The sequence below is a fragment of the Achromobacter kerstersii genome, from assembly GCF_902859595.1.
Taxonomy (GTDB): Bacteria; Pseudomonadota; Gammaproteobacteria; order Burkholderiales; family Burkholderiaceae_B; genus Achromobacter; species Achromobacter kerstersii.
This window is the reverse complement of the sequence record NZ_CADIJQ010000012.1, coordinates 163,666-188,385: the sequence shown is the minus strand read 5'-3', so window position 1 is coordinate 188,385 and position 24,720 is coordinate 163,666. Positions and strand designations below refer to the sequence as shown.

Sequence of the window (24,720 nt, the reverse complement as noted above, 5' to 3'; positions counted from 1 at the left end):
ACAGGACCCAATCATGAGAGAAGCCGTCATCGTTTCCACCGCGCGCACGCCGATTGGCCGCGCTTATCGCGGGGCGTTCAACGACACCACCGCGCCTGCCTTGGGCGGCCACGCGATTTCACATGCGGTGGCGCGCGCGGGCATTGCGCCCGGCGAGGTGGAAGATGTGATCCTGGGCGCGGCCCTGCAGCAAGGCACGACCCACATGAATGTGGCGCGCCAGGCGGCATTGCGCGCCGGCTTGCCCGCGCACGTGGCCGCCATGACGCTGGACCGCCAGTGCGCGTCCGGCTTGATGGCCATTGCCACGGCCGCGCGGCAAGTCACGCAGGAAGGTATGGACATCGTGGTGGCGGGCGGCCTGGAATCCATCTCGCTGGTGCAGAACGACACGATGAACCGCCACCGCTGGTTTGATGATGCGTTGATGCGCGAGCAACCCGAAATTTTCATGAGCATGCTGGAAACGGCCGAGATCGTGGCCAGCCGCTATGGCATTCCGCGCGCCGCGCAAGACGCCTACGCGCTGCGTTCGCAACAGCGCACCGCTGCAGCGCAAGCCGCGGGGCGTTTCGATGATGAGATCGTGCCGCTTGCCGCCGTGATGCAAGTGACTGACCGCGCCACGGGCCAGACGTCCACGCAAGCCGTGACCCTGGCGCGTGACGAAGGCAACCGCCCGGACACGTCGCTGGAAAGTCTGGCGAAGCTGCAACCGGTGTTCAAGAACGGCCAGCGGCTTCAGACCGGGGAACACATCACGGCGGGCAATTCGTCGCAGCTGTCCGATGGCGCGTCGGCCTGCGTGATCATGGACGCGGCCGAGGCGCGCCGGCGCGGACTCACGCCGTTGGGCACGTACCGGGGCATGGCGGTCGCCGGTTGCGGCCCCGAGGAAATGGGCATCGGCCCGGTGCTTGCGGTGCCGCGCTTGCTGGCGCGCCATGGCCTGAAGATCGACGATATCGGCTTGTGGGAGTTGAATGAAGCGTTTGCCTGCCAGGTGCTGTACTGCCGCGATCAGCTGGGCATTCCGGACGACCGCTTGAACGTGAACGGCGGCGCCATTGCCATTGGCCACCCCTACGGCATGTCAGGCGCGCGCATGGCAGGGCATGCGCTGATCGAAGGCCGCCGGCGCGGCGTGCGCTACGCGGTCGTCACGATGTGCGTGGGTGGCGGCATGGGCGCGGCGGGCTTGTTCGAAATCACGAACTGAACCCGCTGCCCGCCTGCCAGCGTTGACTGCAAGGGCTACTTGGCCGTGTTCTCGTCGTCCACAGTCAGGCCGCCGTCTTTCATGATGCCTTGCGCGATGTCTTCGGCGCTCTTGCCGGCAAAGCCGTGTTCGCCTGCCGTGATGCGAAAGCTGTCGCCTTCCAGCGGGCTTTGCAAGGTGGCGGACGTAAGCAGCACGCCATTCGAACGCAGCTGAATGCGTTTGCCCACGCGGTTGCGCGTGAAGTCGGCCAGGGCCTTTTGGCTTTCGGGTTTCAAGGCCACATCGACGACGCGGGCGCCGGTGTGCGGGTCGGCGCTGGGCGTGGCGCTGGCGGCTTGCAGGGTGACGGTTTCGGCGTGCGCGGCCAAGGGCAGCGACAGGGCCAGGGCGGCGGCGCAGGCCAGATGTTTCATCAAGGGCATGGCGGTTTCCTTTGGCGGGACAAGTGCTCCATCCTAGCCGAAGTGCGCCGCGCCGACGAATTCAGGGCCGGCCGGGCGCTCGCATGACCGGCGCGCGCATCCATGGCATATCGGGCAGCCCCTGGATCTGCGGCATGCCCGGCGTGGGCATGCCCAGGGGGTTGAGCGCGGCGTCTTGCAGCACGGTCATCCATTCGCGCGGGTCCATCGGCTCACCCATGCGCGCGCGCACATCCAGCAGATCCAGCGCGGCGCGGCGGTGGCCGGCTTCCGCGGCTTCGCGGAACAGGCGTTCGGCCACGTTGTAGTTCTTGGGTACGCCGCGGCCCATGCCGGTCAGTTCGCCCAGGTACGTTTGCGCGGGTGCGAAGCCCTGGTCGGCGGCGCGTTGATACCAGCGGGCCGCCGCCTTGTAGTCCTGCTCGACGTGTTCGCCGTTTTCGGCGATGAGGCCCAACGTGGTCATGGCGACCACGTCACCGGCCTTGGCGCGCGCTTGCAGCGAGGCCAGGCGGGGCTCGTCCAGGTACTTCGCGCCCCGTTCAATTTCGAATTCCCACGCGCTCATGCGCGCCTTGATCAAGTCGCGGCCCAGCGTGGGCGACGGCCCGCGGCCGGCTTGCCCGGGTTTGCCGCCCGGCACAGCGGGCGTCTGCCCGTCGGCCAGGGTCGTGAACGTGACCGTGCCCACGAGGCTGCTGGCGTAGTGCGGAATCTGGCGGTAAGCGGTGGCGACTTGCACGTCGCCCGTCAGCTGCTTGAAGAAGTTCTCGACCGGGGCGGAGGCGGGCAGGTCGTCCAAGCCCTGCGCGAAGTAATACGCGTAGGGGCTATGGCGCGGGCCGTCGTTGCCAAAGCCGTCTTCGGCCGTGGCGCCGGGCTGCGTGGAGAAGGCGATCAGTTCACCCCCGGCCGGCACGGTGTGGACCAGCCCGGCCGAAGACGCGCCACGCGTCAGGTTCGTGCGGCAGGCGTCCAGCACCATCAGCCGCGCGCGCACGTTGGCGCGGCGCATCGCTTGCGATACCCGCTTCAGGCTCAGTGAGCTTTGCTGCGCGGTGCGGATGCGGACTTCGCCCAACGGCAACGCCAGGTCCACGCCAAACAGATAGTTCACGTCGTCCACCGCCACCGCGTGGCCGGCGAAATACACCAGCGCAAGGTCGGCGCCCGTTGCGCGCGTGGCGAACTCGTCGACGGCGTCTTCCATTTGCGCCGTGGTCAGGTCGGTCAGCAGCGTGACGTCGAATTGCCGCTTGCGCAGCGACTCGGCAATTAAGCGCGCGTCGTTGACCGGGTTGACCAGCGCGTTGGCCGGCACCGCGTAGCGGGCGTTGCCGATGACAAGCGCGTAGCGATGCTTGGCGGCGGTGGGTGTAGGCGCGGCTTTGGGAGCGGGTGTGGTCGCGTTTGTGGTCGCGGGTATGGGCGAGGGTTTGGTCGCGGGTATGGGCGAGGGTGTGGGCGAGTCTGCCCCGGCCGGGTTGGCCAATACACCAGCATGCAGCGGCAACAACCCCGCGCCCAGCATGGCGGCAAGCAGCCGCCGGCGCGTCAAAGGCACAGAGCAAGGCATAGGCAAGGGCATCGCAACCGGAAGCGGATTCGTCTTCATGCCGGACCTCAGGGACGGGGGCAAACGCCGGCCGGGCCGGGGGTGGCGGACAGCACGCCCAGCGCGCGGGCGGCATCTTGCAACGAGGACTCGCGCGCGGCGCTCAGCACGTAGCGGCCATCGGCGTCGGGGCCGTCCACAATCGACACGTCGTACTGGGACAAGGTGTTGCGCAGCTGTTTGGCGCTCAGCGCGTCAGGCAGGTCCACGACAAGCCGTGGGCAGGAGCCGCCGCCGCGCGTCAGCACGCCGTCCGGCGCGGCGACGTCAAGCGGGGCTTGTTGCACCACGATGACCGACAACATGATGGCCAGCGCCCAGCCCAACGGCATCAGCGGGCTGGCGGGCGTGGGCCACAGCCATTGCCACAGCCGGCGCGCGCGCGAAGGCGCGGCGGGGGCAGGCTGCGGGCGTTCGGCCAGCGCGCGCAGGAACGCGGAGTCGCGGTCGGCCTGACCGATTTCGTTGTGGGCCAGCTGGCGCGCCTGGGACAGCGTGCGCCATTCTTCGACTTCGGCGTGCAGCGCGGGGTCGCGCGCCATGTCGGCTTCGAAGGCGCGGCGGGCGTCGTCGTCGAGCTCGCCCGACAAATAGGACAGCACTCGGTCTTCAGACATGATCAGTCCATTCCTTTGCGCGTGCACTCGGCCACGAGCTTGCGTGCGGCATGCAAGCGGCTCTTGACGGTAGGCACGTGCAGGTCCTGCTGCTTGGCGATCTGCTCCATCGGGACTTCGTCCAGATACAGGAACATCGTGGCGCGCAGGGTATCGCTGAGTTTGTTCAGGCAGTCGCGCATGCGCTTGACGAGCGACAGATGCTCGTAGGCGTGCGCGGGGTCGGCAAAGGGCGACGGGTCGCCCACGTCTTCCGCGTCGTCGAAGGCGGTGTCGTCGGGCCCGCCGTCACCGTCCGCCCCGGTCCATCGCACTTCGTGCCGGGTGCGCCGATGCATCTGGATCAGCTCGTGCAGCGACCCCCGATACAGGTAGCCGCCCAGCTTGCTGACCGCGAGCTCATGCGCGGCCCAGCCGCCCGGCGGCTGGCCATGCTGGAAGCCTTCGTCCTTGAACGTGCGCGTTTGCAGGAACTTCATCAGCGCATTATTGAAGGCGTCCACCACGCCTTCCGGCGAGGTGTTGAAGAACTTCTTGCGCAGCTTCAGCGTGATGTGCTGCTCGGCTTTGTTGCGGAATTCCAGCGCGTAGCGCGGGTCGGCATGCATGATGCGCAGCAACGCGTCGACGTTGTTGATGACGTAGCGCTTGGGATCGAGCGTGTTCATGGTTCAGATTCTTGGTGTCGAACTGGACGCGGAACGTCAGCCCATCGGCGGAAAATGCCGCAGCCCTCCAGGGCGAGGGCTGCGGCACCTTAGCCGTGCAGGGGCGGAAAATCAAGCGCGGCGCCGAAGCACGGCGACGCCGCGGACGGTAAACGCAATGACGATCGCCAGCGACAGGTAGAAGCCAAAACCGAAGCTCATGCTGTTCCACAGGTTCGACGCCATGTCGCCCGCCAGGTTGCGGCTGGCGCGCGAATTGCCCATGAAACCGGCGAACTGGCGCGTGGCGTTCATCACTTCACGCACTTGCGAGACCACACCGGCCAACGCAATGAGCCACAACACGAGCGGGGCGAAATAGCCCAGACGGCCGGCGCGATGGTTCAACAGCGACGGCAGCAACGGGCCCACAACCGCCAGCAGCCACAGCAGCGCATAGATGCCGGCGCCCGAGCCTTGACCGGCCATTGCGCCCTGCACGTTGCCGCCATTCTGCAAGCGCAGCAGGTCATAGAAGCTCAAGCTGGCGTTCGACCCCATCATGCGCACGGAAATCACCGAGAACATCGTGGTGGCCAGCAGGAACAGGACGGCGCCCACGGCGTCGCCCCGGTTCACGCGCTGGACGAAGAGGGATGCCCAGCGGGCGCCGTGCGCCTTGGCCTGGGTCAGTACGTCGCGCGGCTCTTTCGCTTCTTGCATGGTCTTTCCTTATTAGTGGTGGCGGGGTGCCTGTACCCCTAGCTATGCATGGCGGCGAAAAAGGTTCGATTTATTTTTCGATAAAAATTTTTCGAACCTTTTCGCGGCTGGCGCGTAGCAGGGGACAAGGGCGCGCAATTCCCGCCGCCAACCATCCACCCGGAGAGTCCAATCATGTCGAACCCCACCCCGCTTGCCGCCCTGTACCAGACCGTCGTGCAAGAAGAACTGGGCCTGGTCGCCCGCGTTGACGACGACGGCGACGTGCAGTTCCGTTATCCCGACCTGGGCACCATGTTCTTCAGCCTGAGCGAGTCGGACCCGGAATTCCTGCGCCTGGTCTACCCGAGCTTTGTCGACGCCGAGGAACTGGGCATGACCCGCGTTCAGCTGCTGGAAGTCATCAACGCGGTGAACAACCGCTGCAAGGCCGTCAAGCTGAGCCTGCAACAAGACCGTGGCGGCAAGGCCGGCCGCGTGTCGGCCTCGCTGGAAAGCTTTGTGGCCGCGCCTGACACCTTGCCCGCCGAAGCGCTGCTGCGCGCCATCGTGGCGCGTTGCGTGTCGGTCATCCGCCACAGCGCTGGCGAGTTGGTGAAGGACGCGCTGGAGCTCAAGCAAGCGGCCTCGCAATAAAGGCCAAACCGGCAAGGCGGAATTGAAACAGCCCTGGCCCTGCGCTGTAACTTTGCGATACATTGCAGGGCTTTGACGGAAATTGCGCCTTGCCGCCGCCGGATTTCCCGCCACCACGATGATGTCGATGCGCCTGCCCTTATCCCGTTCGCCTTTGTCTCCGCAGTTCTTTTCCCGTTCTCTGCTCCTGCGCCTTGCGACCATGCTGCTGTTGCTGGGGACGGTGAGCGCCTGCGCGGTCAAGACCAATTCGCGGGGCGGGCTGGTCTATGGCGTAGATACCGCCGCCTTGTTCGGCACCGAGATCGGCCAGTTCCCCTTGCAGGACGGGGGGCTGGGCACGCTGCGCCGCGAGGGCAAGAACTTCTCGGTCAAGCTGTCGGGCAACCAGCGCGTGGTGCCCTTGAACAATGTGGATTCGGCCCGCATCGCGCGTACCGAGAACGTGGGGCCGCGCACCGTTGTCGTCATCGAAACGCAGCGGCGTAACTGCGACTACCGCTACACCGTGCTGGCGATTGAAGGGTCCGACGTGTTGTCGTGGGACCTGGGCAACTGCCGCGACCGGCCCGCCGTGCTGGTGCAGGACGACCGCAGCGCGTTGACGTTCGACTTCCCGAAGGGCTCGGTCATCGAGCGTTTCGTCTACACGCAGGACGGCCGCATGCGCCGGGGCGACGTCAAGACCGTGGCGGGCATGAACCCGCGCGCAAAGCCCTTTGCCGACGAATCGTTGTATCCGCCGGGGTACATGGATTCGCTGCGCCTGTATGGGGTGTATCCGCCACCGGCCGCGCCCGCCGCGAAATCGGGCCGATCGGGCAAATCGGGAAAGCCTGGCAAGCCGGGAACGTCAACGCCATCTGCCGCGCCGTCGCGTTCGGCCACGCCCGATGCGCCTGCGCCGATGCAGACCAGCACCCAATCCGCAGGCCGGGTCATTCCGCCGCCACCGCAACGCGTGCCGGGCGGCGATGCGCCGACGGCCGCCGCCACCGGTGCAGCCTCTTCCCGCAGCGCCAGCGCATCGCGCACGCCGGCCAAGCTGGATCTGCCTGACGAGGAAATCACCTCGACTCGCCTTGATCTGAGGGATTGACGTGCGCCAAGCTCAGATTCGCCAGATTCTTTTCCTGATCGTGCTGACGGTGATTTACCTCAGCTTTGAATTGGGATTCAACGCCCGCTTGCTGGACGTGGTGGGCAGCCGCGCCACGCCGCACGACATCGAAGAACTCGAATTCTTCGGCCGCACGCTGTCCGGCATCGCGGCCGCCCTGGTCGTGCTGCAACTGCTGCTGACCCGGCGCTTGCGTACGGGTGGCCAGCCGTCGTATCTGAAGATCGCCGTCGCTTGCGCCGTGACCGCGCTGCTGGTGTTCAGCGCCATCAAGCTGATTGTGAATGTGCTGGTCGATACGCGTGATGGCGACTTCCGCCGCATCGCCACGAATTCCGGCTTGCTGCAACGTTCGCTGGTCCAGGGCGATCTGCATCTGGACGGGCTGGTCGACGACGAGGTCTATGCGCGGCCCGAGGGCAAGGCGTTCCTGGCGGTGTTCCAGGTGCTGCTGTCCAACATCGAGAACCTGGACGAGAAGGTCGAGCCCAAGAAGCGCCAGGTCATCCGCACCGATCTGCAACGCCAGATGAAGACCTTCACGTTCGATGACCGCGAAGTCCGCATGACGGCGCCGGGCATTCGGGGCTATCACCAGGTCTACACCAGCGTGATGCAGTCGGTGGCTGACCGCTGGAAGAAATACGCGGGCGTGCCGGTTGCGTCCGATATCGGTCTGGCGCGCGAGCAGGACAGCGCCTGGAGCGATTACCGCCGCAACCTGTCGCGCCGCGGCTGGACGCCGGAAAACGTGCCTGCCCGCTATCAAGGCCGGGTCGTGCAAGACGTGCGCAAGCGCATTCCGGTGCCGGGCGACTGGCAGCCGCATGACCGCGCCACCTTCAATGCCGCGGTTGCGCAGCAGTATTGGAAGACGATGCGCAGCCGCACCGTGCATGTGGAAGGCGACGCCATTCCGCCGGGCCTGTCGTACGAGGATTTCGTGGGGCGCCCCGGCGTGCAGAAACTGTTGCGCCAAACCTTGATGGTGCCGGTCAACATGCCTGTCGCGTCGAACTACACGGATGCCGCCAGCTTCAAACGCCTGTACGACAGCATGCTGGACCGCGCGGTGGACGAAGCGATGCCGCGCTTCTCGGCCACGAATGCCGACTTCGCACGCGGCGGCCAGCACTACAAGCTGGGTGAAGACGCGGCGCGCGCGGCCATCGTGCCGCCGGTGGCGTTGTTGTTCTCGCTGTTGGGCGCGGTGGGCCACTTCGCCAAGCTGCTGTACCTGATCGCGAAACTGGTGGTGTGGTGGCGTACGCCGGCCGGCCAGGAGCCGGGCCGCACCGCCACGCGCGCGGCCGGGTTGGCGCTGGTGTTGACGCTCGCCTGCGTGTGGACGGCGTTCTCGTTCATGCAGAACGGGGTGACCAAGAGCGAACTCTTTCAGCAGATGTCGCGGGTGGAATCCGGCCGCGATGATGAATCGATCGGCCAGGCGCTGCGCCGCCGCGTGCTGGCCAATGTGGCGCACGTGGTGGTGGTGGGCCAGGCCTACACCTACCCGTTCAACGAAACGGTGCGCACGCGCGTGTTGGGCGGCATCAAGTACGGATATCACGGCGATGCGAGCTAAGTACTTGCTTGCGGCGGTGCGAGCTAAGCATTGGCTTGCGGCGATGCGGGCTAAGCGTTTTGCCGCGGCGTCGCGGGCCAAGCGCGTGATCGCGGTGGGGCTTGCCGCTGCGCTGCCGTGGTCGGGCGCAAGCGCCGCGTGCCTGGGCATGCAGGTGCACGCGCACCGGGGCGCGCCCACGCTGCCAGAGAATTCGCTGGCGTCGATCAGCGCGGCGTATGCGGGCGGCTGGGACGGTGTCGAGATCGACATGCAACGGCTGAAGGACGGCCGCTGGGTGCTGCATCACGACATGCTGACGGGCCGCACGGTGGGCGGCGTCGGGCGCAAGGCGGTGCTGCAACTAAGCAGCGCGGATTGGCGCGGGGCCAAGCTATTGGGGCAGGGCGGGGGTTCACCACCGCCGTTCCTGGATGACGCGTTGCGCGTGGCGGCGGCGCAGCCCGCCAAGACGTTCAATGCGGAACTCAAGGTGGTGTATCGCGACTGCGCGCCAGTGGGGCAACTGGTGGCGGGCATGAAGCAGGCGCTGCCGCATGGCAACTGGATGATCACGTCGGCCTTTCCCGAGGCGCTGCGCTGCGTGCGCGGCACCGATCGCCAGGGCTATCTGGGCCTGATCGTCTTTGACCCGCGCCATGCGGAGTCGGTCAGCGCCAACCCGCTGGGCAAGTACGTGGCGCAACGCGCCACTGCGCCCAAGCTCACGCGGCAATGGCTGGCCAACCTGGCGGCCAATGTGGGCGCGCCCGTGGGCGTGCATGTGGACGCAATGACGCTGGCCGCCAACCCGCAACTGTTGCGCGACGCGGCTGCCCAATCGGTGCGCGTCTTCGTCTACGCGGTGGGCGGGGATGCGGCCTTGGCGCAGCAACTGCGGGCCACGAAGCAGCGCGAAGGCTATCTGCCGTCGGGCGTGATCATCGATGGCGACGCGCAGGCGTTTTGCCGGGCCATGGGTGGCTGAACGCGGCTGAATGCGGTTGCATGCGGTTGAACGCGGTTGAACGCGGTTGAACGCGGTTGAACGCGGCTGAACGCGGTTGAACGGGGCTGATCGGGGCTGAACGTCGCGGAATCTCGCCCTCGTGCGCGGCCGCCGTTTCCGCATAAACTGGGCGCCTTCTTCCCGCTACCCATTCGCAAGGAAACGCCCATGACTGCACGCGCCACCTGGTTCCTGTCCTGCATGCTGCTGGCGGGCGTCGCCCACGCCGGCTCCGCGCCGGCCGAACTGTCTTGCGTATCGGAAAGCGGCAACGTCGCGTTGAAAGGCGTCATCCCGTCGCCGTCGTCGGAAGACCTGAACGTGACCCTGCGTTATTTCGACGCGAATCTGGCGTTCACGTCGGACACGAATTCCAACAGCTATGTCGTGTCAGATTTCCCGCAATCGGTGTTCACGCTGTTGGTGCCCGCCGAGGGCGTCGCGCTGACGCTGTACGCGCTGCCGTCCAGCGTGGCGATTGAAAAGAAGGCCGATGGCGAAGTCGCCGGCACGTTCCAGGCCAAGCTGACGGCGCCTCGCCCGCGCTCGGCGGCGGGTGCGCAAACCAACAGCCCGCTCAAGGCGACGCTGACCTGCGAATACCACTACTCGATTTAAAGACCGCCGCCCCGGCCATGCCGGCGCGGCGGTTTTGCGTTGACCGCCCGGCGTCAGTCGCCGGGCTTCAGGCATAAGGAAAGTGCGTCTTGCCTCTATCGCGCAGGGCATGCCTGCTGGCATGATCATGTTGCGATTGAGAATCAAGGAGACAAACGCATGACCTCGACGCCCTCTGGCCTGCCTCAGCAGGAACCGCCCCTTTGCCTTGCGCCGCTGCCCGACATGGACGCGGCCACGTTCGATATTCCCGCAGGCGCTTGCGACACGCACGCGCACGTCATCGCCACCGACGCCACCGCCTATCCGCTGGTGCCAGAACGCAGCTACACGCCGCCGCCGGCTTCCGAATCCGCCTATCTGGCCATGCTGAAGCAAACCGGCATGTCGCGCGGTGTGCTGGTGCAGATCAGCGTTTACGGCACCGATAACCGCTACATGCTTGAGGTGCTGCGCCGTCATCCCGACCAGCTGCGCGGCATAGGCGTGGTCGCACCCACCGTCACCGATGCCGAGCTTGAAGCCATGCATGCCGCGGGCGTGCGCGGCTTGCGCATCAACGTGTTGTTTGGCGGCGGCATCGGTTTTGATGCGATGGAAACGCTGGCGCACCGCATTGCAGACTTTGGCTGGCACATGCAGTTTCTGTTGGACGCGCGCCAACTGCCCGAGCTGCTGCCGCGCATGCGCAAGCTGCCGGTGCCGGGCGTGGTCGACCACATGGGCCACATGCCGGTTGCCGAAGGCATTCACAGCGCCGGGTTCCAGGCCTTGCAGCATCTGGTGCAGGATCACGGCTGGTGGGTGAAGTTGTCGGGCGCGTATCGCATCAGCGAACGCTTCGATGATTTCAGCGATGTCGTGCCGTGGGCGCAAGCGCTGATCGACACCGCACCCGACCGCATGCTTTGGGGCAGCGACTGGCCGCACGTGCATCTGACGCGCATGGTCAACACGGGCCGATTGCGCAACCAGTTGGCGCTGTGGGCGCCCGATGCTGACATCCGCCACCGCATTCTGGTCAGCAATCCGGAACGCTTGTACGGCTTCGCGCCGTCGAAATAAGCCCCTCACAACAACAACGAACGAGGCAAATCATGCAGTGGTACAGAGAATTGAACAAAACCGAACGCCGCACGTTTATTGCGGCGTTTGGCGGATGGGCGATCGACGCGTTGGACTTCATGGTGTTCACCTTCGTGATCGCCACGCTGATGACGCTGTGGGGCATCGACAAGGGCCAGGCGGGCATGCTGGGTACGGTCACGCTGCTGTTCTCCGCCATTGGCGGATGGCTGGCCGGTATTCTGGCCGACCGTTACGGCCGCGTGCGCGTGCTGCAATACACCATCCTGTGGTTCTCGGCGTGCACCGTGGCCATTGGCTTTGCGCAGAGCTTCGAACAGCTGTTCATGCTGCGCGCGTTGCAAGGCCTGGGCTTTGGCGGTGAATGGGCCGTGGGCTCGGTGCTGATGGGCGAAATCGTGCGCGCGGAACATCGCGGCAAAGCGGTCGGCACCGTCCAAAGCGGCTGGGCCGTGGGCTGGGGCGCGGCGGCGGTGCTGTACACCGTGGCGTTCTCGGTGCTGCCGTCCGAATGGGCGTGGCGCAGCCTGTTCTGGATTGGCGTGTTGCCCGCCTTCCTGGTGCTGTACATCCGCAAGAACGTGCCTGAACCCGAAGTGTTCCAGCGTGCGCAGGCCAAGGTGCAGGCGGGTGAGGCGCGCGCCTCGTTCTGGACGATCTTCTCGCCCGCGCTGATCAAAACCACGGTCATCACCGCCATCCTGTGCACGGGCGTGCAAGGCGGCTATTACGCCATCACCACCTGGCTGCCGACCTACCTGAAGGTGGAGCGCCAGTTGTCGGTGCTGAACACCGGCGGGTACTTGATGGTCATCATCTTCGGCTCGTTCTGCGGCTACATCGCGGGCGCGTATCTGGCCGACCGCCTGGGCCGCCGTGCAAACCTGTTGATCTTCTCGGTGCTGTCCACCATCAGCGTCTACGCCTACACGCAGCTGCCGCTGACCGATCATCAGATGTTGTTCCTGGGCTTTCCGCTGGGCTTTGCGGCGTCGGGCATCTTCAGCGGTATCGGCGCTTATTTGACCGAGCTGTTCCCGTCTGGCGTGCGCGCATCGGGCCAAGGCTTCGCGTACAACTTCGGGCGCGGCATTGGCGCATTGTTCCCAAGCTTGGTGGGCTTTTTGAGCCAGACGCATGGGCTGGGCTGGGCCATCGGCGCGTTCGCCACGGGCGCGTATGCGGTGGTGATCGTGACCGCGTTGCTGCTGCCTGAAACCAAGGGGCGCGTGCTCGAATAAACGTCGTTTGTCATCTGGAAAGCAGGTCAGGCCCGGGCAGCAGTCCGGGCCTTTTTTATGTCTGACTAGGGTTTACCCGGTATGGCAGGCAAAGCCAAAATTTGTATGATGACCCGATAACTTTTACTCAAGAGACACATCATCATGCAGGCCGAAAACCGCGTCCGCGAAGAAATCTGCACCGTCGGCGCCAGCCTTTACAACCGCGGCTACACCGTTGGTGCAGCGGGCAATATCAGCGCCCGCCTGGACGACGGCTGGCTCATCACGCCCACCGACGCCTGCCTGGGCCGGCTAGATCCGGCCGAGTTGGCCAAGGTGGATCTGGACGGCAACTGGGTGTCGGGCGCCAAGCCGTCCAAGACGCTCGTGCTGCATCAAGGCATCTACCGCGCCAGCCCCGAGTCGCGCGGCATCATTCACACGCATTCCACGCATCTGGTTGCGTTGACGCTGGCGGGTGTGTGGCGGCCAGATGAAGTGCTGCCGCCCATCACGCCGTATCAGGTGATGAAGGTGGGCCGCATTCCGCTGATCGGCTATCGCCGGCCCGGCGACGCGCAAGCGGCGGCCGACGTGGCTGCGGTCGCAAGCCAGGTGCGCGGCGCGTTGTTCGAGCGGCTGGGCCCGGTGGTATGGGAACGTTCGGTCGCCCACGCCTCGTATGCGTTGGAAGAACTGGAAGAGACCGCGCGCTTGTGGCTGATGTCCAACCCGCGCCCCGCGCCGCTGTCCGCCGAAGCCATCGAAGACCTGCGCGTGACCTTCGGCGCGCGCTACTGATTTCGCCGTACTGACAACCCTCGCATTACTCCCCATACCCGTACAAAGCCGGCAGGCCGCCACGCCAACACGCGCGGACCCGCACGGCGCATCCCTGGAGACTTTTCATGCCCCCGATGGACTTGGCGTCGACCGCCGCACCCGCTGCGGCCTCACAGCCTGAATCCCGCGAGACCGCCCGCGCTTATGCCAAGGTGTTCTGGCGGCTCGTGCCGTTCTTGATGCTCTGCTATGTGATCGCCTATCTGGACCGCGTCAACGTCGGTTTCGCCAAGCTGCAAATGTCGCAAGACCTGGGCTTCAGCGAGACGGTCTTCGGCCTGGGCGCGGGCGTGTTCTTCATCGGCTACTTCCTCTTTGAAGTGCCCAGCAACCTGTTGATGCACCGCCTGGGCGCGCGTATCTGGATTGCGCGCATCATGATCACGTGGGGCATCTTGTCGGGCATGTTCATGTTCGTCGAGACGCCCACCGGCTTCTACATCCTGCGCTTCCTGTTGGGTCTGGCTGAAGCGGGCTTCTACCCCGGCGTCATCCTGTACCTGACCTACTGGTATCCGGCGCATCGCCGCGCGAAGATCATTGCGCTGTTCATGTCGGCGATTCCGGTGGCCGGCATTTTCGGCAACCCGCTGTCGGGCTGGATCATGGAAGCGTTTCACGGCACGCACGGCCTGCAAGGCTGGCAGTGGATGTTCCTGATTGAAGCCATTCCGGCGCTGCTCATCGGCGTCGTCACCGTCATGTATCTGGACAACGGCATCTCCAGCGCCAAGTGGCTCACCGCCGATGAAAAACAGATCCTGACCCGCGAGATCGAACAAGACCAGAAGCAGACCGGCACGCAAAAGCATTCGCTGCGCGCCGTGTTTGCGGACGCGCGCGTGTGGTGGATGTGCTTGATCTACTTTGCTTTCGTCGCTGGCCAGTACGGCCTGACGTTCTGGATGCCCACGCTGATCAAATCCACGGGCGTGACCGGTGCATTCAACATCGGCCTGCTTAGCGCCATTCCGTTCCTGTGCGCCATTGTCGTGATGAACCTGCTGGGCCACTCGGCCGACAAACGCCGCGAACGCCGCTGGCACCTGATCGTGCCGGCGCTGGCGGGCGCCGTGGGCTTTACCGCGGCGGCGTCCTTTGCCGACAACACCGTGATTTCGCTGGTCTGCCTGTCGATGGCCGCGGCCGGCGTGCTGACGTGCGCGCCGTTGTTCTGGTCCTTGCCCACCGCCTTCCTGTCTGGCACCGCCGCTGCCGCAGGCATCGCCATCGTCAACTCGGTTGGCAACCTGGCCGGCTTCGCCAGCCCCTACATGATCGGCTACCTGAAAGACGTCACCAGCTCTACCGCGTCCGGCATGTACGTGCTGGCCGCCGTGCTGGTGGTGGGCGCCATCGCGGTCTGGTTCACGCCAGCCAAGCTGGTCAACCGCTGAACCGCATTATTCATAAGGAATCGCCATGCCGCGCCTGGCCGCCAACCTCACCATGATGTACGCCGAACACGCCTTTCTGGACCGCTTCAAGGCGGCCGCCAGCGACGGGTTCCAAGGCGTGGAGTTTTTGTTTCCGTATGAGTTCGCGGCCGCGGACCTGAAGTCGCGCTTGCAAGACAACGGTCTGACGCAAGCGCTCTTCAATGCGCCGCCGGGCGACTGGGCGGCTGGCGAACGCGGCATTGCGTCCTTGCCCGGCCGCGAGGCCGAGTTCCAGCGCGGGCTGGATCAAGCGCTGGAATACGCCGCGCAGCTGGGCAACCGCAGCCTGCACGTCATGGCGGGGCTGATTCGCGCTGACCAGAACCGCGCGGCGCATCGCGAGGTCTATCTGAAGAACCTGGCGCGCGCCGCCGCTGCCGCGGCATCCGCCGGCATCACCATCGTGATCGAACCCATCAACACGCGTGACATCCCTGGCTTCTTCCTGAACCGCCAAGACGACGCGCAAGCCATTTGCGCAGAGGTCGGCGCCGACAATCTGAAGGTGCAGTTCGACTGCTATCACTGCCAGATCGTTGAAGGCGATATCGCCGTGAAGTTGCAGCGCGACATCGCAGGCATCGGCCATATCCAGATCGCGGGCGTGCCAGACCGGCACGAACCTGATCTTGGCGAATTGCACTATCCGTATCTGTTCGAGCGCATCGACGCGTTGGGCTACACGGGCTGGATCGGCTGCGAATACCGGCCGCGCGCCGGCACCTCCGCCGGCCTGGGCTGGGCCCGTCCTTACCTACACAATCAATGAGCATCCCATCATGAAGATCCTGATCACCGGCGGCGCCGGATTCCTGGGCCAGCGGCTGGCCCGCAAACTGCTGGAGCAAGGCTCGCTGACGCTGGACGCCATCGGGCCGCAACCCATCACGCAGATCGATCTGCTGGATGTGGTCAAGACGGATGCCTTCACCGACCCGCGTGTGCACTCGCTGGTGGGCGATATCGCTGACCCCGCCGTGCTGCGCCAGGCCATCGACAAGAACACGCGCGCCATCTTCCATCTGGCAGCCATTGTCAGCGGGCAAGCCGAGGCGGATTTCGATCTGGGCATGCGCATCAACCTGGACGCCTCGCGCGCCTTGCTGGAAACATGCCGGGCGCTGGGTCACCAGCCGCGCGTCATCTTCACCAGCTCGGTGGCGGTGTACGGCGGCGCGTTGCCGGACACCGTGCAGGACGACACCGCGCTGAATCCGCAGTCGTCCTACGGCACGCAAAAGGCCATCGCCGAATTGCTGCTGGCCGACTACACGCGGCGCGGCTTTGTCGACGGCCGTGTGCTGCGCCTGCCTACCATCAGCGTGCGGCCGGGCCGCCCGAACGCCGCGGCGTCATCGTTTGCCAGCGGCATCATTCGCGAACCGTTGAACGGCGAACCCGCCGTGTGCCCCGTGGGCGCCGACACGCGCTTGTGGCTGTTGTCGCCGCGCGGCGCGATCCAGGCCTTGATTGCCGGTTGCGAATTGCCGGCAGACGCTGTCGCTGACCGCGCACCGATCAACCTGCCCGGCGTATCCGTTTCTGTTGCCGAGATGGCGCAGGCGCTGCGCGAGGTGGCGGGCGACGCCGTGGCCGACCGCATTACGTGGCAACGCGACGAGCGCGTCGAACGCATCGTTGGCAGTTGGCCGGGCCGCTGGGACACCACGCGCGCGGCGCGTCTGGGCCTGGCGGGCGACAAGGACTTCGCCGACATCATCCGCGCCTACATGGCCGACGACCTGACGCGTTAAGCGCAGCGCTCGCGCCCCGACGATCTACCCGGACGAACCCAACATGAACTCTTCGCAATCGACTTCCCGCCGCGTTGGCGTCATTGGCCTGGGGGCCATGGGCGCGGGCATCGCGCAAAGCCTGCGCCGCGCGGGCCACGACGTACACGTCTACGACATCCGCGCCGAAGCGGCCGCCGCCTTTGCCGCGCAGGGCGGCGTGGCCTGCGCCACGCTGGCCGAACTGGCCGCCGCGTGCGACATCATCATCAGCGTGGTCGTCAACGCGCAGCAGACCGAAGCCGTGCTGTACGGCGATGGCGGCATTGCCGCGGCCCTGCGCCCCGGCGCGGTGTTCGTGATGTGCTCCACCGTGGACCCCAACTGGTCTGTCGCGCTGGAAGCGCGGCTGGCCGAGCAGGGCGTCCTGTATCTGGATGCGCCGATTTCGGGCGGCGCGGCCAAGGCGGCGTCGGGCCAGATGACCATGATGACGGCAGGCAGCGCGGCGGCGTACGACGCCTGCGGCGCGGTGCTGGAATCCATGGCGGGCAAGGTCTACCGCCTGGGCGACCGCGCGGGGGCGGGCAGCAAGGTCAAGATCATCAACCAGCTGCTGGCCGGCGTGCACATTGCGGCCGCCGCCGAGGCCATGGCGCTGGGCCTGCGCGAAGGCGTGAATGCCGACGCCTTGTACGAAGTCATCACGCACAGCGCGGGCAATAGCTGGATGTTCGAAAACCGCATGGCGCACGTGCTGGCGGGCGACTACACGCCGCTGTCCGCCGTGGACATCTTCGTGAAGGACCTGGGGCTGGTGCTGGACACCGCACGCCACACCAAATTTCCGCTGCCGCTGGCGTCCACCGCGCATCAGATGTTCATGCAGGCGTCCACCGCCGGGCATGGCCGCGAAGACGATAGCGCCGTCATCAAAATATTCCCGGGCATCACGCTGCCGGAGGAAAAATGAGCATCAAACTGGGCTGTATTGCCGACGACTTCACGGGCGCCACCGACTTGGCCAACAACCTGGTGCGCGCGGGCATGCGCACGGTGCAGACCATCGGCATTCCCGGCGCACCGCTGCGCGATGACGCCGACGCGGTGGTCGTCGCGCTGAAGACGCGCACGTTGCCTGCCGACGAGGCCGTCGCGCAATCGCTGGCGGCGTTGGAATGGCTGCAACAGCAGGGCGCCGAGCAAATCTACTTCAAGTACTGCTCCACGTTCGACAGCACGGCGCAGGGCAATATCGGCCCCGTGACCGATGCGCTGATGACGCGCCTGGGCACGGACTTCACCATCGCCACGCCCGCCTTCCCCGACAACAAGCGCACGGTCTTCAAGGGCTATTTGTTCGCGGGCGATGTGCTGTTGAACGAATCGGGCATGCAGCATCATCCGCTGACACCGATGACGGACCCGAACCTGGTGCGCGTCTTGTCTGCGCAGACCTCACGCAAAGTCGGCCTGATCGATTACACCGTGGTGGCGGCGGGCGCTGACGCGATCCGCGCACGCATTCAAGCGTTGAAGGAAGACGGCGTCGAGATCGCCATCGTGGACGCCGTGTCGAACCAGGATCTGCTGACTCTGGGGCCGGCGCTGCGCGGCATGCCGTTGGTCACCGCGGGTTCGGGTGTGGCGATCGGGCTGCCGGGCAACTGGGGGCTGAGCGCCGCGCAGGCCGTGACGCAAACCCGTTCAGTGGGCTTGCAGGCCGTGGTGGCAGGCAGCTGCTCCACCGCGACCAACGGGCAAGTCGCCGCATTCATCGACAGCGGCCGGCCGGCCTACGCGCTGGACCCGATGCGCTTGGCGTCGGGCGATGACGTGGTGGCGGACGTGTTGGCATGGGCCGAGCCGCGCATGCAAGACGGCCCCGTGCTGGTCTATTCCACCGCGCAGCCGGATCAGGTCAAGGCCGCACAAGGGCAGTTGGGCGTGGAACGCGCGGGGGCAATGATCGAAGCGGCCATCGCGCGCATTGCGGTGGGCCTGGTCGAACGCGGCGTGCGCCAGTTGATCGTGGCTGGCGGAGAAACGTCGGGCGCAGTGGTGCAGGCGCTGGGCTTGGAGCAGATCGCCATTGGCGAACAGATCGACCCTGGCGTGCCGTGGTGCGCGGGCTACACGCCGGTGGCGAATGCGGACGTCAGCATCGCACTGAAGTCGGGCAACTTCGGCACGCAGGACTTCTTCATCAAGGCGTTTCGCTGACGACGCGATTCCGCTATTCAGACAGGCAGGAGACAGGGCATTGTCCAGAAACCAGAACCACACGACCACCCCGAAAAATACGCTTAAAGGCGGTTTGAAATCGCGCCACCTGACGATGATGTCCATCGCCGGGGTCATCGGGGCGGCGCTGTTCGTCGGCTCGGGCAAGCAGATCGCACTGGCTGGCCCGGCCGTCATCCTGGCCTATCTGGGTGGCGGCATTCTGGTCATTCTGGCGATGCGCATGCTGGGAGAAATGGCCGTTGCGCAGCCCGACACGGGTTCGTTTTCCACCTATGCGGACCGCGCTATCGGGCGGTGGGCGGGCTTCACCATCGGTTGGCTGTACTGGTATTTCTGGGCGTTTCTGATGGGCTGGGAAGCCTATGTGGCCGGGCAGATCCTGCACGGCTGGTTTCCGCAGGTGCCGGACTGGGGCTACGCGCTGTTCATCACCGTGTCGCTCATCATCGTCAACTTCATGAACGTTCGAAACTACGGTGAATTTGAATTCTGGTTCGCGCTGATCAAGGTGATCGCCATCGTGGCGTTCCTGATCATCGGCAGCCTGGCCGTGGTGCATCTGTGGCCGTGGGGTGAAGCGCGCGGCGTGTCGCAATTGACCGCGCAGGGCTTCATGCCCAATGGCGTGAAGTCGGTGGTGGTGGCCATGTTGGGCGTGATGTTCGCGTTCATTGGCGCGGAAATCGTCACGGTGGCCGCGGCCGAATCCGCCGACCCCGCCCGCGAAATCATCAAGACCACGCGGTCGGTGGTGTGGCGGATCTGCCTATTCTATGTGGGCTCGATCTTCCTGATTGTGTGCCTGGTGCCGTACAACGACCCGTTGCTGTCGCAACCCACCCACGGCAGCTACAACGTGGCGCTGAGCAGGCTGGGCGTGCCGCATGCGCAGGCCATCGTCAACTTCATCGTGTTGACCTCGGTGTGCAGCTGCTTCAATTCCGCGTTGTACACGGCGTCGCGCATGCTGTATTCGCTGTCGCGGCGCGGCGACGCGCACCGCATCATGCAAGTGACGGGGCGGCGCACCGGCACCCCATATGTCGGGGTGCTGGTATCCAGCGTGTTCGCGTTCGTGGCGATCTGGATGATGGCGACGTCGAAGATGGATCTGTACGACGTGCTGATGCAGGCCACGGGCACCATTGCGTTGTTCGTATATCTGGCGATTGCGTTGTCGCAGCTGCGCATGCGCTACCGGTTGCAGGCGCAAGGCGTTGAACTGACGTTCAAGATGTGGTTGTTTCCGTGGCTGACCTATGCCGTCATTGTGTGCATCATCGCCGCGCTGATCACCATGGTGGTCGAAGGCACGTACCGCAACGAAGTCGCCTACACGTCATTGCTGGCGGGGGTGATCGTCGTGATGGGTCTGGTCGCGCAGCGCTGGGAAATCGGTACGCGCAGGCGCGGCTTGCAAGTCAGCGGTGCGCCCGGCTAAGCCGCTTGGCCGCATTCACCATGTGGATGCGGGCGGCTTCGCGGGCGCCTTCCACATCTTGGCGGCGGATGGCTTCAACGATGGCATTGTGCTCTTGCAGCACGTCGCGCATCAGGTCCGCGTGGCGCGCTTCGTTGCCGCGCGTCACGCGTGTGGCGGCTTCCAGAAACTGGCTGACAAAGGCCAGCGTCGTCAGAAAGTACGGGTTGCCCGTGGCGCGTGCGATGCTGCGATGAAACGCCACGTCTTCCTTCACGCCGTCGCCACCGTTGGCCACCGCTTGTGAAATCGCGGCGAGCGCCGCGTCGATCTCGGCCATGTCGCGCTTCTTGCGCATGGCGGCGGCCTGGGCGGCGATTTCGGTTTCCAGCGCGCGGCGCAGGTCCACGATGTGCAGCACGGCGTCCAGCGAACTCAGGTCGGCGGCGTCGATGCGCAGCGCACGGTTGCCCGTCAAGCCGGTGACATAGACGCCGCTGCCTTGCCGCGCTTCAACGATGCCATCCTGCCGCAGCCGCGACACGGCTTCGCGGATAACGGTGCGGCTGACGCCGAACTGTTCCGCCAGCGCGGCTTCGGTGGGCAGCTTTTCGCCGGGCAGCACGCGGCCCTCGTCAATTTCGGCGAGCAGGCGCTTGGCGACCGTATCGGTCAAGGTGGGCGGGGAGGGAAGTCGTGGAAACGCCATGGATGAGAACCGCAGAGTGTGGGCGACTGGCCGGAAGGGACGTCATCGGCGTGGCCCGGCGCCAATGATAACCGGTCTGTCGGCGGCCTTTGGACGCTTGCCCGCCGGACTGGAACGCGCCGCCATCAGGCAGTCGATAAAACATTGCGCCGCCGGTGTGGGCGGCGAATCGGCCCGCGTCAGAATCGATACGCGGGCGGCGGGCAGCTCGTGCGAGAGCGGCATCATGCGCAGGGGCCGGGGCATCAGTTGATGGTCGAACAAGGCGCGCACAAAGATGCCCAGCGCATCGCTTTCGGCCATGATGGCCAACGCAATGGCGATGGACTGGCACGGGATGACGTCGCGCGGCGGCGGCAAACCATGCGCGTCGAACGCCAGGCGCAGCAGGTTCGACGGCGCTTGGATATTGCCCGGCAGCAGCCACAGCGCGCCGTGCAGGTCGGCCAGGCTGCGTGCATGGCGCAAGGGGTGGCCGGCGCGTGCGCCAATCGCCATCGGCAGCGTGAACAGGGTGCGGCGCGCGAAGCCGTCTTCGATGTCGCCGTCGTACTCGGTTTGCACGAGCAGGTCGTAGCGGCCCGATTCCAGTTGCTCGTGGCTATAGGGCGGGGCGACTTCGTTGAACGACACGGCCACGCGCGGCATGCGCGCGCGAAACGCCATCAACGCGGCGGGCAGCGCGGTCAGCGCCGACGAACTGATGGCCAGATTCAACGTGCCGCCTTCGCCGTCCAGCATCTGGCCGATCTCTTCCTGCGCGCGCCGCGTCTCTTGCAGGATGATGACGGCGCGTTTGTACAGCGCTTCACCGTAAGTGGTGAGCTCGACCCCGCGTGCGCTGCGGCGCACGAGCTCCGCGCCCACGCTTTGCTCCAGGTCGCGCAGGCTGCGCGTGGCGGCGGGCTGGGTCACGAACAGGGCGCGCGCCGCGGCGCGGATGCTGCGGTGTTCGGCAATCAAGACAAAGGCGCGCAACTGGCGCAGGTTCATGAGCGAGGTCTCAAGACGGGGTCGGACGTAGCCGCAGCCGTGGCCGCGGCCAGAGATAGGGCCGGGTGGCGGATCACGGGTCAGCGAACTGGGGGGATATAAGAAAAAGGTTTCACTGGAACAAAAATACTGTCTTTTCCTTATCGTGCGCCATCCGTATGTTCATCCAGTCAGGGCGGCCACAGCGTCCGGTTAACGGACCGGCCGCCCGGAAAAACGGACATCAAGGGGAAAACATGTCTATCGCCATTGCCGCCGCGCCTGGCCGGCAGGATTTGCATTCGAGCGCCATGCGCCGGCGCGTGATCGCCGGCACCACCATTGGCAACGCGCTGGAATTCTTCGACTTCACTGTCTTCACGTTTCTGATGCTGGTGATCGGGCCGCTGTTCTTTCCGGCCGCCTCGGGGTACGGCCAGCTGCTGCTCACCACCGCCACGTTCGGTGTGGGCTTTCTGATGCGCCCGGTGGGCGGCATGCTGATTGGTTCCTATGCCGACCGCCACGGCCGCCGCGCCGCCATGACCTTGACGTTGTGGCTGATGGGGCTGGGCTGTGCGCTGATTGCTGCCGCGCCCACGTACGCCCAGATGGGCGTCGCCGGCCCGGTGCTGATGGTGCTGGCGCGGCTGATTCAGGGCTTTGCCGCAGGCGGCGAAGTCGGTGCGTCCACCACCTTGCTGGTGGAGCACGCACCCGCGGACAAGCGCGGGTTTTATTCCAGCTGGCAGTTCGGCAGCCAGTCGCTGGGCGTGATGCTGGGCGCGCTGACGGTGGCGCTGCTGACGGCGGCGCTCAGCAAGGAACAGATGCAGGCCTGGGGCTGGCGCGTGCCGTTCGTGATCGGCATTCTGACCGTGCCGGTGGGCGCGTACATCCGCCGCAATCTGGAAGAGACGCTGGAGCCCGCGAAAACCTCCACATCCTCGCAGAACCCGCGCACCCCGCACACTCCGCACACCTCGCACACCTCGCACCCCTCGAAGCCCTCGGCAGGCACAGCACAACACCAGCCGCTGCGTTTGGTCTTTGCCGAACACAAGGCGCAAATCGTCAAAGGCATTTTGCTGGTGATCGGCGGCATGGTGTGTGCGCAAATCATCGGCTTCTACATGCCGGCCTATGCCAATAAGGAATTGGGCCTGCCGGCCACCTCCACGCTGTTTGCCAGCGTGGTGCTGGGCGCCATCGGCTTTGTCATCGCGCCATTTGTCGGCATGCTGGCCGATCGCGTGGGGCGCAAGAAGGTCATCTTCTGGTCGCGCGCCGCCACGGTGTGCGCCTTGCTGCCGTGCTTTCAATGGCTGGTATCCGCACCCAGCACCGAACGGCTGATGACGGTGATTGCGCTGCTGGCTGTTCTGCTGGCGTTACAGACCGCACCCGTCATCACGATGTTGCCCGAACTCTTTCCCAAGGCCGTGCGCACCACGGGGATGTCGGTCGTGTATGGTCTGGGCATCTCGGTCTTTGGCGGCTTCGCCCAGTTCTTCGTGACCTGGCTGCTGCACGTCACCGGCAATCCCATGGCGCCTGCCTGGTACTTGATGGTGACGGTGACGCTTTCCACCGTGGTGCTGTTCTGGATTCAGGACCGCACCGGCCACGTCATCGATACGCAGGAGCCATGATGCCCAGCAGCACGAGTTACTTCCCCCGCAGCTACGCCGAGTCCCGCGACCGCTTCCTGGCCGACGCTGCGCGTTTGGGCGCCACCGTCGAGTCCTACCCCATTTCGGACGTGGGCAGCGAGGGCGAAGCCCTGGCCACCGACGTGGCGCTGCTGGGCGCGCCGGACGCGCAACGGCTGCTGATCATGACGTCGGCGACGCACGGCGTGGAAGGGTTCTGCGGCGCGGGCTGCCAGTTTTCGCTGATGGATGACGCCGCGATGATCAAGCGCGCGGCGCAAGCCGGCGTGGCTTTGCTGCTGGTGCACGCAGTGAACCCGTATGGCTTCTCGTGGATGGCGCGCACCGATGAAGGCAACGTCGACCTGAACCGCAACGCCCAGCCCTTTGACGGCACGCCGCTGCCCACAAACCCGGGCTATGCCGCGCTGCATCCGCTGCTGTTGCCCGCAGAATGGCCGCCTTCCGAAAGCAACCAGCGCGACATCGCGCGCTACGTCGCCGAGCACGGGCAGCCCGCCTTCGCGCAGGCTGTGTCGCGCGGCCAGTACACGCACGCCGACGGGCTGTTCTACGGCGGCGCGCGCCCGGCGGCGTCGCTGTTGAACCTGCGCCGCATCCTGGAAACGCACGCAAGCCGCTACGCGCACATCGGCTGGATCGACGTGCATACCGGCTTGGGCCCGCGCGGCCACGGCGAAAAAATCTACGCAGGGCGGCGCAACGATGCGGAAGTCGCGCGCGCGCGGCAGTGGTGGGGCGCGGATATTGCGGTGCCGTATCAGGGCAGCTCGGCGTCGGTAGACATTACCGGGCATCTGGCCGGCTTGATCTATCAAGCGTGCCCCGATGCCTCGCCCACGCTGATGGCGCTGGAATACGGCACGGTGCCGTTCGATGACATCGTGCTGGCGCTGCGCGGCCGCAACTGGCTGCGGGCGAATCCCGATGCGCCGCCTGCATTGCGGCGCGACATCCTGCAAGCCACGCAAGACGCGTTCTATTGCCACGCGTATGACTGGCACGGCATGGTGCTGGGGCAAAGCCGGGTCGCGGTACTGCAAGCGTTGTGTGGCTTGGAAGCGGCGAAGTAACGCCCGTGTTTTGATCGCGCAACAATCCGGTTCAACAACCCGGTCCAACACACCGGGTTGCACCTATTTAAGGTGCTGCACTGCGGCAGGTTGCACCTGTTTTCGCTTG

24 protein-coding genes are annotated in these 24,720 nt (G+C 65.6%); 17 read left to right on the top strand and 7 right to left on the bottom strand.

Features of this window, described 5'->3' with window-relative positions; all coding sequences use genetic code 11:
* The first annotated feature begins 13 nt into the window (after window positions 1–13).
* Window positions 14–1,219, top strand: coding sequence for an acetyl-CoA C-acyltransferase (locus tag HV765_RS27495; protein WP_054426950.1), 1,206 nt, complete (start codon window positions 14–16; stop codon window positions 1,217–1,219).
* Between the two features lie 35 nt (window positions 1,220–1,254).
* Here the strand turns inward: HV765_RS27495 and HV765_RS27490 are convergent, their stop codons facing one another.
* From HV765_RS27490 to HV765_RS27470, 5 genes are all read right to left on the bottom strand, one after another.
* On the bottom strand, window positions 1,255–1,644 hold the full coding sequence (locus HV765_RS27490; protein WP_054426951.1) for a SecDF P1 head subdomain-containing protein: 390 nt from the start codon (window positions 1,642–1,644) through the stop codon (window positions 1,255–1,257).
* A gap of 61 nt (window positions 1,645–1,705) precedes the next feature.
* On the bottom strand, window positions 1,706–3,259 hold the full coding sequence (locus HV765_RS27485) for a caspase family protein (RefSeq protein WP_254600744.1): 1,554 nt from the start codon (window positions 3,257–3,259) through the stop codon (window positions 1,706–1,708).
* Window positions 3,260–3,267: 8 nt separating this feature from the next.
* On the bottom strand, window positions 3,268–3,876 hold the full coding sequence (locus tag HV765_RS27480) for an anti-sigma factor (RefSeq protein WP_175171599.1): 609 nt from the start codon (window positions 3,874–3,876) through the stop codon (window positions 3,268–3,270).
* A gap of 2 nt (window positions 3,877–3,878) precedes the next feature.
* Entirely contained in the window at window positions 3,879–4,544 is a 666-nt protein-coding gene (locus HV765_RS27475; protein WP_054426954.1) for an RNA polymerase sigma factor, read from the bottom strand.
* 111 nt (window positions 4,545–4,655) lie between these two features.
* A complete protein-coding gene (locus HV765_RS27470) occupies window positions 4,656–5,246 on the bottom strand; it encodes a hypothetical protein (protein ID WP_175171598.1) in 591 nt (196 codons plus the stop codon).
* Window positions 5,247–5,420: 174 nt separating this feature from the next.
* Between HV765_RS27470 and HV765_RS27465 the strand changes: the two genes are divergently transcribed.
* From HV765_RS27465 to HV765_RS27400, 14 genes are all read left to right on the top strand, one after another.
* A complete protein-coding gene (locus HV765_RS27465) occupies window positions 5,421–5,882 on the top strand; it encodes a hypothetical protein (RefSeq protein WP_054426956.1) in 462 nt (153 codons plus the stop codon).
* 202 nt (window positions 5,883–6,084) lie between these two features.
* The gene (locus tag HV765_RS27460) at window positions 6,085–6,981 is read left to right on the top strand and encodes a hypothetical protein (protein ID WP_175171597.1); all 897 of its coding nucleotides are present in this window, start codon (window positions 6,085–6,087) and stop codon (window positions 6,979–6,981) included.
* A 1-nt stretch (window position 6,982) separates the two neighbouring features.
* Window positions 6,983–8,587: a hypothetical protein gene (locus HV765_RS27455; RefSeq protein ID WP_175171596.1), complete on the top strand. Its 1,605-nt coding sequence runs from the start codon at window positions 6,983–6,985 to the stop codon at window positions 8,585–8,587.
* Between the two features lie 43 nt (window positions 8,588–8,630).
* Window positions 8,631–9,554, top strand: a complete 924-nt coding sequence (locus tag HV765_RS27450) for a glycerophosphodiester phosphodiesterase (protein WP_254600743.1) — start codon at window positions 8,631–8,633, stop codon at window positions 9,552–9,554.
* 189 nt (window positions 9,555–9,743) lie between these two features.
* Entirely contained in the window at window positions 9,744–10,193 is a 450-nt protein-coding gene (locus tag HV765_RS27445) for a hypothetical protein (protein WP_175171595.1), read from the top strand.
* A 159-nt stretch (window positions 10,194–10,352) separates the two neighbouring features.
* A complete protein-coding gene (locus HV765_RS27440) occupies window positions 10,353–11,258 on the top strand; it encodes an amidohydrolase family protein (RefSeq protein ID WP_217483400.1) in 906 nt (301 codons plus the stop codon).
* A gap of 32 nt (window positions 11,259–11,290) precedes the next feature.
* The gene (locus HV765_RS27435; RefSeq protein ID WP_175171594.1) at window positions 11,291–12,520 is read left to right on the top strand and encodes an MFS transporter; all 1,230 of its coding nucleotides are present in this window, start codon (window positions 11,291–11,293) and stop codon (window positions 12,518–12,520) included.
* Window positions 12,521–12,664: 144 nt separating this feature from the next.
* Window positions 12,665–13,303: a 3-oxo-tetronate 4-phosphate decarboxylase gene (otnC, locus tag HV765_RS27430; protein ID WP_054426960.1), complete on the top strand. Its 639-nt coding sequence runs from the start codon at window positions 12,665–12,667 to the stop codon at window positions 13,301–13,303.
* Window positions 13,304–13,410: 107 nt separating this feature from the next.
* The gene (locus tag HV765_RS27425) at window positions 13,411–14,742 is read left to right on the top strand and encodes an MFS transporter (RefSeq protein ID WP_175171593.1); all 1,332 of its coding nucleotides are present in this window, start codon (window positions 13,411–13,413) and stop codon (window positions 14,740–14,742) included.
* Between the two features lie 25 nt (window positions 14,743–14,767).
* Window positions 14,768–15,553: a 2-oxo-tetronate isomerase gene (otnI, locus tag HV765_RS27420; protein ID WP_175171592.1), complete on the top strand. Its 786-nt coding sequence runs from the start codon at window positions 14,768–14,770 to the stop codon at window positions 15,551–15,553.
* Window positions 15,554–15,563: 10 nt separating this feature from the next.
* Window positions 15,564–16,538, top strand: coding sequence for a D-erythronate dehydrogenase (denD, locus tag HV765_RS27415; protein ID WP_175171591.1), 975 nt, complete (start codon window positions 15,564–15,566; stop codon window positions 16,536–16,538).
* 43 nt (window positions 16,539–16,581) lie between these two features.
* Window positions 16,582–17,490, top strand: a complete 909-nt coding sequence (ltnD, locus tag HV765_RS27410; protein WP_175171590.1) for an L-threonate dehydrogenase — start codon at window positions 16,582–16,584, stop codon at window positions 17,488–17,490.
* Window positions 17,487–18,740, top strand: a complete 1,254-nt coding sequence (gene otnK, locus HV765_RS27405) for a 3-oxo-tetronate kinase (RefSeq protein ID WP_175171589.1) — start codon at window positions 17,487–17,489, stop codon at window positions 18,738–18,740. The genes ltnD and otnK overlap by 4 nt, the downstream gene beginning before the upstream one ends.
* Window positions 18,741–18,855: 115 nt before the next feature.
* A complete protein-coding gene (locus HV765_RS27400; protein ID WP_175171615.1) occupies window positions 18,856–20,205 on the top strand; it encodes an amino acid permease in 1,350 nt (449 codons plus the stop codon).
* On the opposite strand, the gene HV765_RS27395 is transcribed toward HV765_RS27400, so the two are convergent.
* Window positions 20,186–20,893, bottom strand: a complete 708-nt coding sequence (locus HV765_RS27395; RefSeq protein ID WP_054426967.1) for a FadR/GntR family transcriptional regulator — start codon at window positions 20,891–20,893, stop codon at window positions 20,186–20,188. The genes HV765_RS27400 and HV765_RS27395 overlap by 20 nt on opposite strands.
* Before the next feature lie 42 nt (window positions 20,894–20,935).
* A complete protein-coding gene (locus HV765_RS27390) occupies window positions 20,936–21,886 on the bottom strand; it encodes a LysR substrate-binding domain-containing protein (protein WP_175171588.1) in 951 nt (316 codons plus the stop codon).
* Between the two features lie 236 nt (window positions 21,887–22,122).
* Here HV765_RS27390 and HV765_RS27385 point away from each other — a divergent pair, with 236 nt between their 5' ends.
* Together HV765_RS27385 and HV765_RS27380 are read left to right on the top strand one after the other, a co-directional pair.
* Window positions 22,123–23,517: an MFS transporter gene (locus tag HV765_RS27385; protein WP_175171587.1), complete on the top strand. Its 1,395-nt coding sequence runs from the start codon at window positions 22,123–22,125 to the stop codon at window positions 23,515–23,517.
* A complete protein-coding gene (locus HV765_RS27380) occupies window positions 23,514–24,611 on the top strand; it encodes a M14 family metallopeptidase (protein WP_175171586.1) in 1,098 nt (365 codons plus the stop codon). The genes HV765_RS27385 and HV765_RS27380 overlap by 4 nt, the downstream gene beginning before the upstream one ends.
* Window positions 24,612–24,720 lie beyond the last annotated feature (109 nt).